Consider the following 14635-nt stretch of genomic DNA (forward strand, 5'->3'; position numbering starts at 1 on the left):
GCGCGAAAGACTTGACTGATGATAAGATGAACGTTATGTGAGAATAGGTAAAGCAGCGAGAATGCTTTGTAGTCGGGAGGAAAACCGTGAGTAAACGAGATTTTTATGAAGTGTTAGGTGTTAGCCAAAATGCTTCTGAAGACGAAGTGAAAAAAGCATACCGAAAATTAGCTCGCCAATACCACCCTGATGTGAATAAAGAAGAGGGTGCAGAAGCGAAATTTAAAGAAGTAAAAGAAGCGTATGATACATTAAGTGATCCGCAAAAGAAAGCACACTACGATCAGTTCGGTCATACAGATCCAAACCAAGGTTTTGGTGGGGCAGGAGCTGGTGATTTTGGTGGCTTTAGCGATATTTTTGACATGTTTTTCGGAGGTCAAGGTGGCGGAAGAAGAAATCCGAATGCCCCTAGACAAGGGAATGATCTTCAATACACAATGACACTTGAATTCAAAGAAGCTGTTTTTGGGAAAGAAACAGAGATTGAAATTCCACGGGAAGAGAACTGTGAAACGTGTGACGGCTCAGGGGCAAAGCCCGGAACTAAGCCTGAAACATGCTCACACTGTAAAGGTTCTGGCCAGCTAAATGTTGAGCAAAACACACCGTTTGGTCGTGTTGTGAATCGCCGCGTTTGTAACCATTGTGAAGGTACCGGAAAGATGATTAAAGATAAATGTACCACATGCCATGGTAAAGGAAAGGTTCGGAAGCGTAAAAAAATCAACGTAAAAGTACCAGCTGGTATTGATAACGGACAGCAGCTTCGTGTTTCTGGTCAAGGGGAAGCTGGAACAAATGGAGGTCCTGCAGGGGACTTGTATGTAGTGTTCCAAGTGAAAGAACATGAATTCTTTGAGCGTGAAGGCGAAGATATTTATTGCGAAGTTCCTCTAACGTTCCCACAAGTTGCCTTAGGCGACGAAATTGAGGTACCAACGTTAACGGGGAAAATTAAGCTGAAGATTCCAGCTGGCACTCAAACAGGAACGAACTTTAGGCTTAAAGGCAAGGGTGTACCAAATGTTCACGGTCGTGGCCAAGGAGATCAGCACGTACAGGTACGTGTTGTCACACCAAAAACATTAAACGAAAATGAGAAAGAATTGATGAGAGAATTCGCAGGTATGAGTGGCGGTCGTCCGGAAGAGCAAAATGACGGTTTTTTTGATAAATTGCGCCGCGCATTTAAAGGCGAGTAAGAAGGTAGTGAAGAGAAGGGATCCTTTTCTTCACTTCTTTTACGAGTGAAAACGAAAAGGTGGACAAACTGATGAAATGGGCAGAATTTCGCGTTCATACGACGCAAGAAGCGGTAGAACCCGTTTCAAACATCCTTCACGAAGAAGGCGCGGCAGGGGTTGCGATAGAAGATCCGAAAGATTTAGTAACCGAATGGAGCGTCAAGTTTGGTGAAGTTTATGAACTTTCTCCAGATGACTATCCAACAGAAGGCGTTATGATCAAAGCGTATTTCCCGATGAATGATTCATTTAAACGTACAATTGCGGAAGTTGAAGACCGAATTAAAGGCCTTGTAGCATTTGATATTCCAATTGCACCTGGAACGACAGGGTATGTAGAAGTAAACGATGATGATTGGGCAAACGCATGGAAAAAATACTATCACCCTGTTAAAGTAACGGATCAGATTGTCATTGTTCCTACTTGGGAAGACTATGATAAAAAAGATCATGAACTTATTATTGAACTGGACCCAGGTATGGCTTTTGGTACAGGAACTCATCCAACAACGGTACTTTCTTTACAAGCGTTAGAGAAAACTGTACAAAAAGGTGATGCGGTCATTGACGTTGGAACTGGGTCAGGCGTGCTCGCTCTCGCTGCATGGAAATTAGGGGCAGAAACGATACATGCGTATGATTTGGATGACGTTGCTGTAACGAGTGCAAGGGAAAACTTTAAACTGAACCAAGCGGAAAGTCTGATTAACATTAATCAAAATGACTTACTGAAAAATATTGAACCACATTCTGCTGAAATTGTTGTAGCGAATATTTTAGCAGAAGTAATTGTCACCTTCACAGATGATGCTTATCGAGTTGTAAAGCCGGGTGGTACTTTTATTACTTCAGGCATTATTGAACGCAAAGAACAACTAGTGAAAGATGCAATTGAAGCGTCAGGCTTTGCAATTGACTCCATTGAGCGTCAAGAAGGCTGGGTTGCAATTATCGCTAAAAAAGTCAGTGAGTGAGGTGGCGTATGCAGCGTTATTTTATCGCAAATGAACAAATGAGCGACACGCAGGTAACGGTAACAGGTGAAGATGCTGCTCATATTCGGAAAGTGATGCGAATGGTGGCGGGGGATGACATTATTTGTGTAAATAAAAGTGGTCGAGCTGTTGTAGCGACGATTACAGCACTTTCTGAGGATAAAGTGGATGGAGACATTCTTTACGAAGAAAGGAAACAAACCGATTTACCTGTTAATGTTACGCTTGCCCAAGGCTTGCCAAAAGGGGACAAATTTGAATTCATTATTCAAAAAGCCACGGAATTAGGTGTTCACGCAATCATTCCTTTTATTGCAGAACGGTCTATTGTAAAATGGGATGAGAAAAAAATGCAAAAAAAACTTGTTCGATTTGAGAAAATCGCTAAAGAGGCGGCAGAACAGTCCCATCGTTCCTCTGTGCCTACCATTTTCAGCCCTTTAAACAGACAATCGTTAGTAACTGATTTACATACATACGATCTTTGTTTAGTTTGTGATGAAGATGAGGCAAAACTAGGCCGAAAAGGCGTGTTAAAGGAGCAGCTAGAAAAAGTAGCACCTGGTATGCGCGTGTTGATCATTGTTGGTCCAGAAGGCGGGATGGCAAGACAAGAAGTGGATCAGTTAACGGAAGCAGGAGCCATTCCATGCAGCTTAGGTCCAAGAATTCTTAGAACAGAAACGGCGAGTTTATATATGCTAGCCGCACTCTCTTATCAAGTAGAATTATGAGGTGAAAGACATGTCAACCGTTGCGTTTCATACATTAGGTTGTAAAGTGAATCATTACGAAACAGAGGCTATCTGGCAACTGTTTAAGCAAGAAGGCTATGAAAAAGTAGAGTACGAAGAAACAGCAGACGTGTACGTGATTAATACATGTACCGTAACCAATACAGGGGATAAAAAGAGTAGACAAGTCATCCGTCGTGCAATCCGAAAAAATCCAGACGCTGTTATTTGTGTCACAGGCTGTTATGCGCAGACCTCTCCTGCTGAAATAATGGCGATTCCTGGTGTGGATGTTGTCGTTGGGACACAAGATCGTCCAAAGATGCTCGGTTATATTGAACAATATAAAAAAGAACGTCAGCCGATTAACGGTGTAGGAAATATAATGAAAACAAGGGTTTATGAGGAGTTAGACGTTCCTTCATTTACAGATCGTACAAGAGCATCTTTAAAGATTCAAGAAGGTTGTAATAACTTCTGTACATTCTGCATTATCCCGTGGGCGAGAGGGTTAATGCGTTCTCGTGACCCAGAAGAAGTTGTACGTCAAGCGACACAGCTTGTGGAAGCAGGCTACAAAGAGATCGTTTTAACAGGGATCCATACAGGTGGATACGGCGAAGATTTAAAAGATTATAGTCTTGCCCGTTTGCTAGAAGATTTAGAGACGGTTAAGGGCTTGAAGCGAATTCGCATTTCTTCAATAGAAGCGAGTCAGTTAACAGATGAAGTCATTGCTGTTATTGGGAAATCAACGAAAATTGTGCGCCACATGCATATTCCGCTTCAGTCAGGTTCTGATACAGTATTAAAGCGGATGCGTCGTAAATATACAATGACTGCTTTTGCAGAACGCATCACAAAATTAAAAGCGGTTTTACCCCGATTAGCGATTACGTCTGATGTGATTGTTGGTTTTCCTGGTGAAACAGAAGAAGAATTTCAAGAAACCTATGATTTCATTGCGGAGCATAAATTTAGTGAACTTCATGTGTTTCCTTATTCGATGAGAACGGGGACACCAGCTGCTCGAATGACAGATCAAGTAGAGGAAGAACTAAAAAACGAAAGAGTTCATCGTTTAATTGAACTATCAAACCAATTAGCGAAAGAATATGCATCTTCGTTTGAAAATGAAGTCTTAGAAGTTATACCGGAGGAACGGGATAAAGAAAACCCTGAAAGTGGTCTGTTTGTCGGTTATACAGATAATTACCTGAAAGTAAAGCTTGTTTGTGATGAGTCAATGATTGGTAAAATTGTGCGAGTGAAGCTTACTGAAGCAGGTTATCCCTTTAATAAAGGCGAATTTGTACGTGTGCTAGAAGATCACGAACAACTTGTTTAAACCAATAGAGACGAATGATCGTTTTAAAGATGAACCCTAAAGAACGAAACGGGTTCATCTTTTTTATGTACAAGTGGAGGGTATTTAATTGGATTGAACCATCTTTCCTTTTGATCTTAATGCTATTCGCTCTCCTTATAGATGATGATAAGAAAACGGTCTTATCCATATCAAAGCAGTTCGCTTATACTAAATGTAGTAAAAAGGAGGACTGATTGGTATGGGAAAAAGTTCAAAAGAACAATTCGGGGCATATGCCGAAGCGTACGTTACAAGCAACCTTCATGCAAAAGGAAAAGATTTATTCATATTGGAGCAATTAGTGAAAGAGCGTGATTACCAATCTATAATTGATATTGCAACTGGTGGTGGCCATGTAGCGAAGAAATTGGCAGCGTATGCAAAAGACATCGTTGCAGTTGATTTAACACCAGAAATGTTAGCAGTTGCTAAAAAGCACCTAAGTGATGCTGGAATTAATCATGTTCAATATGTAGAGGCATCTGCGGAAAATTTACCTTTTGAAGACGAACGATTTGATTTGGCGGTTAATCGCATTGCGGCTCATCACTTTATAAATGTAACGAAATTTCTAAATGAGACCTATCGTGTACTATCGAAAGAGGGGCGTTTTTTTCTTCTTGATAACGTGGCATTTGAAGATGATGTCGTTGATAACGCCTACAATGAGCTAGAAAAGAAACGCGATGGTAGCCATGTAAGAGCCTATAAGAAATCTCAATGGATTTCAATGGTAGAGCAGGCGGGATTTACGGTCAAGCATATGCATACGTTTGAGAAACCATTCCTTTTTCAAGATTGGACGGATCGAGTTCAGTTTACATCAACTCAAAAGCAAGAACTCTCTAGTTGGATGAATCAGTTACCTGCTAGTGTTAAAGATGCACTCTGTATAAAAGAAGACCACGCAGGTGTGCATTCGTTTAAGGGTCAGTCTATTTTGCTTGAAGCGATCAAAGGATAACTTTCAACGGTATAAGGAAAGGGAAGCAGTCTTCCACTCGTGTTGCGCTCTTTTTCATGTTATGATGAACAAGAGATTACAACAGATGAAAGGATGAGTGAAATGGCTGAATCAGTCGCCCACCTCATTGACCACACGCTTCTTAAAGCGGATGCAACCAAACAACAAATTTTCCATTTATGTGAAGAGGCAAAGCAATACAAGTTTGCTTCTGTCTGTATTCAGCCTTACTGGGTCAAGACCGCAGCTCAGGTTTTAGCCGAAGAGCCAGAAGTGAAAGTGTGTACGGTCATTGGCTTCCCTCTAGGACAAAATACAGCCGCTATTAAAGCGATGGAAACAAAAGATGCTATTGAAAACGGTGCAACAGAAGTTGACATGGTGATCAACATTGCTGCATTAAAAGATCAAGACGACGAAACCGTTCTAGCCGACATAAAAGCAGTGGTAGACGCAGCGAAAAATAAAGCCTTGACGAAAGTTATTATCGAAACGAGCCTTCTTACAAATGAAGAAAAAGAAAGAGCTTGTCGTTTGGCTGTTCAAGCTGGCGCTGATTTCGTGAAAACGTCTACTGGTTTTTCTACAGGTGGTGCTACAGTTGAAGATATTCGTTTAATGCGCACAACAGTAGGTCCGCAAGTAGGGGTGAAAGCGTCTGGTGGTGTCAGAAGTTTAGAGGATGTACAAGCGATGGTTGAAGCAGGAGCTACTCGGATTGGCGCAAGTTCTGGCGTTGCAATTGCGAAAGGGTTAGAAAGCGAATCAACTTATTAAAAAAGCTGGGGAGTAATTTATTCCCCAGCTTTTCTGTTTAAAACAAGGTGTCAATAAATCGTTTATCCTCTTCTGACAACGTAACATTGACGCTTTTCGCATTGTCTAACAGTTGCTCGGCTCGCTTAGCACCTGGAATAATAATATCAATTTCTGGTCTAGCTAAATACCAAGCAAGCACAATATGTGCGATATCAACATGGTGCTTTGCAGCAATTGGTTTTAGTTGATTTACTTTCTCGATGTTTTGTTTGAACGTGGTTCCTTGAAAGTGTCCTTGTTGGTTTCGTAAATCACCATCCGGAAAGACGGTATCTTCTGTATACTTACCAGCTAGAAGTCCAGATACGAGTGGAAAGTAAGGAATAAAAGAAATGGTATGCTTAAGCATATATGGGAAAAGTTCTTTTTCTGCCTCGCGATTCAATAAATTGTATTCGCCTTGATAAACATCAACGTAGCCATCTTGATTCGCCTCTTTTAATTGTTCAATCGAAAAATTTGACACCCCAATGGAACGAATTTTCCCTGCTTCTTTCATTTCTTGGAGGGCGGCAACTGCGTCTCTTTTAGGTGTATCTTTATCTGGAAAGTGAATGTAAAAAAGGTCAATGTAGTCAACGTTTAAACGTTTTAGCGCATCATCGACTGACGCTTTAAGAAAGGCTGGCGAGTTATCGAAAACGTACTCATCGCCGTTTTTTCGATGCGCGGCTTTTGTGGCAATGATAACATCTTCTCGTTTGAACTCTTGAAGGACTTCACCGATAAGCTCTTCTGAACGACCTTCACCGTAGATAAAAGCAGTATCAATAAAATCCACTCCGTTTTTAATCCCATCGCGAACTAATGCCTTTCCTTTCGCTTCGTCAAGATTAGGATATAAGTTATGCCCACCAACTGCATTGGCGCCTAATCCGATTGGAAACACATGGATACCTGAATGCCCTAATTCTTTTTTACGCACTTCTATCTCCTCCTAAAAGCTGTAATTGAGTACAATTTTATTTTAAAGGTCTTTATTCGATCGTGCAAAAAATTGAACGAAACGTGCGAATCGATCGACAAAAGGGAGAACAAGCAAGGAACAAATGACATTATAGATTGTACTTGCATGAGCCAGTTGTACACTCGGACTATCACTTAACAATGAAGAAAAATGAGCCAAAAATTCGATAAGTGGATAGAAGAGAAGAGCGCCTAATAGATTAAGCCATATATGGGCGTGAGCAACGAGGCGAGCTGTTTTCCCCGCACCAACACTGGCAATGTAAGCTGTGAAGCATGTGCCAATATTTGCGCCAAGCATGATGGCTACGCCAGATTCACTCGTCAAGCTCATTCCTTCAATAAAACTCATCGCAATGCCAATTGTTGCTGTGCTTGATTGGATAATCGTTGTAATGATAGCTCCAACAGTAATCCCGGCTACATAATGGTCGTTTGTCCACGTGAAGAAGTGTTCTGTAAGCGGTAGTGTGCGTAAGGGCTCTGCAAGACCTTCTAGTCCGTTCATAGATAAGAAAATACAACCAATTCCAAATAACACACAGCCAATGACATAAAAAGAGGTGTGTGACAAAAGCAAGCATAGAAAGCCGATAATTAGAAGTGGAACAGCCAAGTCGGTTATATTAAAAGCGATTAACTCCAATGTGAAGCACGAACCAATATTTGCACCAAGTATTACTCCAATCGAATGTTTAAATTGAATGAAACCAGCGGCAACAAGGCCCACTAATAAAACAGTCACTACCGAACTACTTTGAAAGAGCATTGTTATAAGAATACCAACGATGAGCCCTTTTAATGGAGAATTGGTCGTTTTTATTAAGATCGATTTTACTGTTGACGTTCCGACTTGCAAAAGACCAGATCTTAAGATGTAAATACCAAATAAAAATAAAGCAATAAAGACAATTAATAAGGAAAGAAACTCCTTAACCATGCTGAACATCACCTCGTCATTCCCACTATATGGTCTAAAAAGAAGAAGCATGTCTTTTTTCTTTAGGTAGATATGGATATTGAGATCTTATAGTTGACCATAATCCTTGACTGTATTATAATTACTGCAGACGTGTCATAAGCACGTATTGAGTTTGGTTGTTTTCGGAGGGAGGGAAATAGAATGGCAGAAACTCGTGTTCGCAAAAACGAATCGATTGATGCTGCACTTCGTCGCTTTAAGAGATCGCTCTCTAAAGAAGGAACGTTAGCTGAGGTAAAAAAACGTAAACACTTCGAAAAGCCAAGTGTGAAGCGTAAAAAGAAATCAGAAGCAGCTAGAAAACGTAAATTCTAGTTCTGATTAGGAGAGGATGATTTCACTTGACTCTTCTTGAGAGGTTAAACCTGGACCTGAAGACTGCGATGAAAAACAAGGAAAAAGAAACGCTTTCCGTTATTCGCATGGTGAAGTCCTCGTTGCAAAATGAGCAAATTAAGCTCGGACGTGAGCTTACTGAAGATGAAAGCCTTACTGTGCTTAATCGAGAAGTAAAGCAGCGTAAAGAATCCCTCCATGAATTTAAACAAGCGAATCGTGAAGATTTAGCGTTGAAGCAAGAAGAAGAACTTGCTTTGCTCCAACGATATATGCCTAAACAATTATCAGAAGAAGAATTGGAAGCCATCGTTCAAGAAACGATATCTGAGGTAGGTGCAACATCAAAAGCCGATATGGGTAAAGTGATGGGCGCATTAATGCCTAAGATTAAGGGGAAAGCCGATGGTGGTTCAGTCAATCGTCTTGTTGCAAAGCGGTTAACTTAAACATTCTTGATAAACCTCTGTTTTTAACAGAGGTTTTTTAGCGTTCTGTTTGGTTTTGAAAAGCACTTCTGATAAACTTTAAAGAAGAACGAAACTTTTTGTTTTCTTCGTTCGTAAAGAGAATAAGAAAGATTGGGGGGATGGATAGAACGTGAACAAATGGTTGAAGGTTGCATTTGTTTCGTATTTGCTCGTTTTTCTATTACTACCGTTGCAAATGATTGTTAAAGCGGATGATACAAATGATGCAATAGTTTATGTGATACCTGTTGAACAAACAGTGGAGCGTGGACTCGAAGCATTTTTAGAGCGGTCGTTTAATGAAGCCGCGGAAGAAAATGCTGATCACATTATCCTTGATATTCATACACCAGGTGGTGCAGTGGATGCAGCTGGAAACATCGCCAATATTATGAACAATACAGCTATTCCTGTAACCGCATTTATTAATAGCGAAGCGATTTCTGCAGGGGCCTACATTGCGTTAAATGCTGATCAAATTGTGATGGTGCCAAACGGACAAATGGGATCAGCTGGTGTCATTGATGGTAGTGGAAATGCTGCTGAGGAAAAGGTTCAGTCTTTATGGGTTAGTAGAATGAAAACGGCTGCCGAAGAAAACGGACCGGATGGGGGTAGAGACCCTGCCTATGCGGAAGCGATGTCAAACGCTGATTTTGATGTTGAAGGATTCCCGTCTGGGTATTTAACATTAAACGCAGAACAGGCATTAGAAGTCGGTTATGCGGATGCCATTGAAAGAAATGTTGACGGAGTGATTAGCTTTTTAGGCTATCAGTCTGATGAAGTCAACATTGTTCATTCAGAAGTGAGTATCGCGGAGCAAATTGCTCGGTTTGTCACAAATCCTATTGTTATTCCCATTCTTTTATCAATAGGAAGTCTTGGTTTAATTATGGAGCTTTACTCACCGGGATTTGGTGTACCTGGATTTATGGGTATTTCTGCACTGCTTTTATTTTTCTTCGGTCATATGGTAGCAGGTTTTGCTGGTTGGGAATCATTAATATTGGTCGTAGTTGGCATTGTCTTATTAGGCGTTGAGATGGTTGCGCCTGGTTTCGGTATTTTTGGCATACTGGGAATCGGGTTAATTATTGGTGGACTCTTTATGGCTTCTTTTTCAACGACAGTAATGGTCATTTCAGTAGGGATTACCCTTGTAGTGACGATTGCAGCAGCCATTATTTTGTTTGTGTTTTTTGGCAATCGGGGACCATGGAAAAAGCTTGTATTGCAGGCTCAGACAACAAGTGAAGAGGGGTATTTGTCAACTGAAACAGATCAAGCGCTAATGGGCCAAACAGGTAAAGCATTAAGTGACTTAAGACCGGCAGGAATTGCATTAATTAACGACAGACGCCTTGACGTTGTGTCTGAAGGAAGCTATATTGGACGAGGGAGTATGCTCAAGGTTGTCTATACATCTGGTTCAAGGGTCGTAGTTAGAGAAATTGAGCAAAACGATTAAACTAGAATAAGGGAGGAAATAAGAAATGGATGATGGAATTATTATTACGCTCATAATTGTTGCAGCAGCTGTTATTCTACTGGCGATTTTATTTACGTTTGTACCAGTAGCTTTATGGATCTCGGCTATTGCAGCTGGCGTAAAAATTGGCATTTTTGAGTTAGTAGGAATGAGGCTTCGACGAGTTGTGCCAGCTCGCGTTGTAAACCCATTAATTAAAGCGGTTAAAGCAGGAATTGACCTTGATTCTTCAAGGTTAGAGGGGCATTACTTAGCTGGTGGTAACGTTGACCGAGTAGTTAATGCATTAATTGCAGCACAACGAGCAAATATCGAGCTTTCGTTTGAAAGAGCGGCAGCGATTGACCTTGCTGGTCGTGACGTTTTAGAAGCAGTTCAAATGAGTGTAAATCCTAAAGTAATTGAAACACCGTTTATTGCCGGTGTAGCAATGGACGGGATTGAAGTGAAAGCAAAAGCTAGAATTACAGTACGTGCGAACATTGATCGCCTTGTCGGTGGTGCAGGTGAAGATACGATTATCGCTCGTGTTGGTGAGGGGATTGTTTCGACAATCGGTTCTCAACAAGATCACAAGAAAGTTCTTGAAAATCCAGATATGATTTCACAAACGGTATTAACAAAGGGATTGGATTCAGGTACTGCTTTTGAAATCCTTTCGATTGACATCGCCGACATCGATATTGGTAAAAATATTGGTGCAGAGCTACAAACCGATCAAGCAGAAGCAGACAAAAAGATCGCTCAAGCGAAAGCCGAAGAACGTCGTGCAATGGCTGTAGCACAAGAGCAAGAAATGAGAGCTCGCGTTGAAGAAATGCGTGCGAAAGTTGTCGAAGCGGAAGCGGAAGTTCCAATGGCTCTTTCTGAAGCGTTACGCAACGGACACATGGGTGTAATGGATTATATGAACTACCAGAACGTATTGGCTGATACAGATATGAGAGATTCAATTAGTAAATCGTCAAAAGGTGACAGCGACATGTTCCCTGATAACGATCCAAGAAACAAAAATAATTAAGAAAAACCCTCATAAGGCAATGTGTTGTAACCATTAAGAAGGAGGGGATAATGGATGTCAGATTTAGTGCAATTTATCTTGGCGAATCCTCTTATCTTAATTATTATTGTTGGTGTTTTAGTCAGCTCTCTATCAAAACTAGGGCAGTCAACCCAGCAACAAGAGGAGCGTCAAAATCCCCAACGACAATCAGCTGAACCGCAGCGCAGGCAGCAGCCAGCTGAACAGCGACAAGAGGAAGTCCGTTGGGAAGATTATTTCCCGAGTGAATCAGCATCTCCTGAACAAGCTTATGAGCCAATCAATGAGCCATCGAGACAAACTGATGCTCAGCGTGACACAGCGACGCGGCAGAATGAACTCTATGAGCGTCACCGTGAAGCACGTCGTAAGGTTAAAGAGTTAAGAAACCAATCGGCGCCTGTTGTCGCGGTAATGGCCGAAAGTGAGCAGACGAGCTCAGAGGGAAAATTAGATATGGATTTTAAGAATGTTTCCGGAAAAAAAATGATGGAAGCTGTTGTGTGGTCTGAAGTTCTTGGACCGCCAAAAAGTAGACAGCGAAGACCAAGAGGTCGATCGTTTTAACTTTGCAATCTAATAAAGAAAAGAACGTAGCAATCACTTCGGTGGTGCTACGTTCTTTTTGGTGTTCTGAAAAAAATCAAAAACGGGCAGGTGGAATGTAGGCTCCCAGTCATTTTGGTGCTAAGTAAGCAACGCAGTTCATACAATCATTAGGAGGAGGGCTGCTTAATGAGTCGTATGACAAACCGTATAAAAAAATGGGTAACCGAACAAATGCAGCTTCCGGCTGACGTCACGATGGATTTACCGAGAATTACAATGATAGGACAGCTACATATATATATTGAAAACCATCGAGGGGTTTTACAGTTTTCGAATAAGGAACTTCGATTATTGCTAAAAGAAGGACAGCTCCTTGTTACAGGTGATCAATTTGTGTTAAAGACGATCTTGCCGGAAGAATTACTACTTGAAGGAAGAATAGATAAAGTGATGTTTATTAATGAAGAAGGAAAGTAAATACTGTTCATAAGGGGCGAAGCTTTATGAGAAATGGGTTTGTAAACTTAATAGGCGGTGTGGTATCGGTAGAAATTAGGGGCCCTTATCCAGAGCAATTATTAAACCGCTGTCTTAAACAGGGGATTCATATTTGGAACGTCTCTGTAATAGAAACAGAGAAAATCCAGTTTAAAATTCAGTTACGTAATATTCATCAATTAAGACGGTTTCTGAGGGGAACAGATTTAACGTTACGTTTTAAAGAGCGACAAGGTCTTCCTTTTTTCATGAAGCAGATGAAAGTAAGAGCAGGTTTTGTAATGGGGATTGCTGCGTTTTTTGTTGCGTTCTTTCTTCTCTCGAATATGGTGTGGGGGTATTCGATAGAGGGTGCTTCCCCTCAAGTTGAAAAAAAATTAGAAGAAGCGATTGCTGAATTAGGTGTTAAACGAGGTGAGTTTAGTTTTGGTTTACCGAAGCCAAATGAAATTCAAGCGTATGTGACAGATCGAATAGATGAAGCGACCTGGGTTGGTGTGCGAAAAAAAGGGACGAACTATCAATTCGAGGTTGTTGAACAAGTGCGCCAAACAGATCCTGAAATAGTAAGCCCCAGACACTTAGTAGCATCAAAAAAAGCGGTCATTCGATCAATGTTTGTTGAAGATGGGACAGCGGTAAAGAGAACGAATGATGTAGTTGAAAAAGGGGACTTGCTTGTGTCAGGTTTTATCGGTGTAGAAGGGGATGAGCAAACAATTCCAGCTAAGGCCTCTGTAGTCGGTGAAATATGGTATACTTCATCTGTAAGCATGCCCATCACTCAAACCTATACGTCTTTAACGGGGGAGCAGAAAAACAAATACCAGTTAAAAGTTGGCGATGTGTCTATCCCGTTTTGGAATATTACCGCACCGGATTACGAGTCAATGGAAACGTATAAAAAAGAAAGTCAATATACCATTTTTGGCTACCGTTTACCGGTCCAATTAATCGTTGATGAGCATCGTGAAACCCAAAATTTTGAGCGAACGTATGAAAGAGAAGAAGCATTTGAAGTGTTGAAAAAGCAAGCGCGCTTGGACTTGGAACAGGATTTGCCAGAAGGTGCAGACATAGTAGGTGAACAAGTTTTGCATGAAGCGGTTGAAAATGATACAGTTTCATTAAAGATTCATTACCAAGTTCTTGAAGAGATTACGCAAGAAAAACCAATTATTCAAGGAGACTGAGGCGATTGTCAGAAACATCATTGATTCAACTTAACTTAAGAGATGCACAAATAGCACAAGCACTATACGGGCCGAATGATTTGCATTTAAAACGAATTGAAGAAGAGCTATCCATTGAATTAGTGACGAGAGGCGAAGATATACTCATCACTGGCGATAAGCTTCAAATTGAACGCGCAGCAAAAATTATTGAGACACTAATTGGCGTCGTTGAGCAATACGCTCAGTTATCTGAACGTGATGTCTTTTACGCGATTCAGCTAGAAAAAGAAGGAAAGCTAGCTGAATTAAACGAATTATACGATGAAAATATAGCGACAACAGTCAAAGGCAAAATTATTCGAGCAAAAACATTAGGCCAGCGACACTACGTTTCCATGATTCGTAAACATGATATGGTATTTGGAGTAGGACCTGCTGGCACAGGAAAAACTTACCTAGCGGTCGTTTCAGCTGTATCTGCTTTAAAAGAAGGGAAAGTCAACCGAATTGTGTTAACGCGTCCAGCTGTTGAAGCAGGTGAAAGCTTAGGGTTTCTTCCAGGTGACTTAAAAGAAAAAGTTGACCCTTATTTACGTCCGATTTATGATGCACTTCATGATGTGTTAGGCGTAGAGCATACAACGAGATTAATGGAGAGAGGCACAATTGAAGTTGCACCATTAGCCTATATGCGAGGGCGAACGTTAGATGATTCATTTGTTATTCTAGATGAAGCGCAGAACACGACTGAAGAACAGATTAAAATGTTTATTACCAGACTAGGGTTTGGGTCGAAGATGGTTATAAACGGCGATATCACACAGATTGATTTACCAAAGGGAAAGAAGTCTGGCTTACAAGTTGCGCTACACAAGTTACGATCAGTAAAAGGAATTGGCATGGTATATCTTCAGGCATCTGATGTAGTAAGGCATGTGCTTGTCCAACGTATTCTTCAAGCATATGAACAAAACGAGCGGTTGAATGATCAATAATG

Annotated in this window: 16 protein-coding genes; 14 read left to right on the top strand and 2 right to left on the bottom strand. The window is 40.9% G+C overall.

The annotated features are described in order from the left end of the window. Window positions 1–86 precede the first annotated feature (86 nt). The 6 genes from dnaJ (at window position 87) to deoC (ending at window position 6086) form a co-directional block, all read left to right on the top strand. Complete coding sequence (gene dnaJ, locus FPV17_RS08630; RefSeq protein ID WP_144558760.1) at window positions 87–1205, top strand: molecular chaperone DnaJ; 1119 nt, start codon at window positions 87–89, stop codon at window positions 1203–1205. Window positions 1206–1276: 71 nt separating this feature from the next. Further along, window positions 1277–2221: a 50S ribosomal protein L11 methyltransferase gene (prmA, locus tag FPV17_RS08635; RefSeq protein ID WP_144558761.1), complete on the top strand. Its 945-nt coding sequence runs from the start codon at window positions 1277–1279 to the stop codon at window positions 2219–2221. 8 nt (window positions 2222–2229) lie between these two features. Beyond that, window positions 2230–2976, top strand: a complete 747-nt coding sequence (locus FPV17_RS08640) for a 16S rRNA (uracil(1498)-N(3))-methyltransferase (protein WP_144558762.1) — start codon at window positions 2230–2232, stop codon at window positions 2974–2976. 10 nt (window positions 2977–2986) lie between these two features. Beyond that, the gene (gene mtaB, locus FPV17_RS08645; RefSeq protein WP_144558763.1) at window positions 2987–4324 is read left to right on the top strand and encodes a tRNA (N(6)-L-threonylcarbamoyladenosine(37)-C(2))-methylthiotransferase MtaB; all 1338 of its coding nucleotides are present in this window, start codon (window positions 2987–2989) and stop codon (window positions 4322–4324) included. Between the two features lie 220 nt (window positions 4325–4544). Further along, entirely contained in the window at window positions 4545–5309 is a 765-nt protein-coding gene (locus FPV17_RS08650) for a class I SAM-dependent methyltransferase (protein ID WP_035396351.1), read from the top strand. 102 nt (window positions 5310–5411) lie between these two features. After that, on the top strand, window positions 5412–6086 hold the full coding sequence (gene deoC / locus FPV17_RS08655; protein WP_035396396.1) for a deoxyribose-phosphate aldolase: 675 nt from the start codon (window positions 5412–5414) through the stop codon (window positions 6084–6086). Between the two features lie 37 nt (window positions 6087–6123). Here deoC and FPV17_RS08660 read toward each other — a convergent pair whose 3' ends face one another. Continuing rightward, complete coding sequence (locus FPV17_RS08660; protein ID WP_035396349.1) at window positions 6124–7053, bottom strand: aldo/keto reductase; 930 nt, start codon at window positions 7051–7053, stop codon at window positions 6124–6126. A 42-nt stretch (window positions 7054–7095) separates the two neighbouring features. Continuing rightward, window positions 7096–8034: a Na/Pi symporter gene (locus FPV17_RS08665; protein WP_035396346.1), complete on the bottom strand. Its 939-nt coding sequence runs from the start codon at window positions 8032–8034 to the stop codon at window positions 7096–7098. Window positions 8035–8217: 183 nt separating this feature from the next. On the opposite strand from FPV17_RS08665, the gene rpsU reads away from it, so the two are divergent. From rpsU to FPV17_RS08705, 8 genes are all read left to right on the top strand, one after another. Then, window positions 8218–8391, top strand: coding sequence for a 30S ribosomal protein S21 (gene rpsU, locus FPV17_RS08670; protein ID WP_035396344.1), 174 nt, complete (start codon window positions 8218–8220; stop codon window positions 8389–8391). A 26-nt stretch (window positions 8392–8417) separates the two neighbouring features. Next, a complete protein-coding gene (locus tag FPV17_RS08675; protein ID WP_035396341.1) occupies window positions 8418–8861 on the top strand; it encodes a GatB/YqeY domain-containing protein in 444 nt (147 codons plus the stop codon). Window positions 8862–9012: 151 nt separating this feature from the next. Continuing rightward, a complete protein-coding gene (locus FPV17_RS08680) occupies window positions 9013–10353 on the top strand; it encodes an NfeD family protein (protein ID WP_060705109.1) in 1341 nt (446 codons plus the stop codon). A gap of 25 nt (window positions 10354–10378) precedes the next feature. Beyond that, a complete protein-coding gene (floA, locus tag FPV17_RS08685) occupies window positions 10379–11395 on the top strand; it encodes a flotillin-like protein FloA (protein ID WP_035396339.1) in 1017 nt (338 codons plus the stop codon). A 54-nt stretch (window positions 11396–11449) separates the two neighbouring features. Next, complete coding sequence (locus FPV17_RS08690) at window positions 11450–11983, top strand: YqfB family membrane protein (protein WP_144558764.1); 534 nt, start codon at window positions 11450–11452, stop codon at window positions 11981–11983. Between the two features lie 168 nt (window positions 11984–12151). Beyond that, window positions 12152–12442: a sporulation protein YqfC gene (yqfC, locus tag FPV17_RS08695; RefSeq protein WP_035396334.1), complete on the top strand. Its 291-nt coding sequence runs from the start codon at window positions 12152–12154 to the stop codon at window positions 12440–12442. A gap of 26 nt (window positions 12443–12468) precedes the next feature. Continuing rightward, window positions 12469–13656, top strand: a complete 1188-nt coding sequence (gene yqfD, locus FPV17_RS08700; RefSeq protein ID WP_144558765.1) for a sporulation protein YqfD — start codon at window positions 12469–12471, stop codon at window positions 13654–13656. Window positions 13657–13661: 5 nt separating this feature from the next. Continuing rightward, window positions 13662–14633, top strand: a complete 972-nt coding sequence (locus FPV17_RS08705; RefSeq protein WP_035396331.1) for a PhoH family protein — start codon at window positions 13662–13664, stop codon at window positions 14631–14633. Window positions 14634–14635 lie beyond the last annotated feature (2 nt).

The organism is Shouchella miscanthi, from assembly GCF_007725405.1.
GTDB lineage: Bacteria > Bacillota > Bacilli > Bacillales > Bacillaceae_D > Shouchella > Shouchella hunanensis.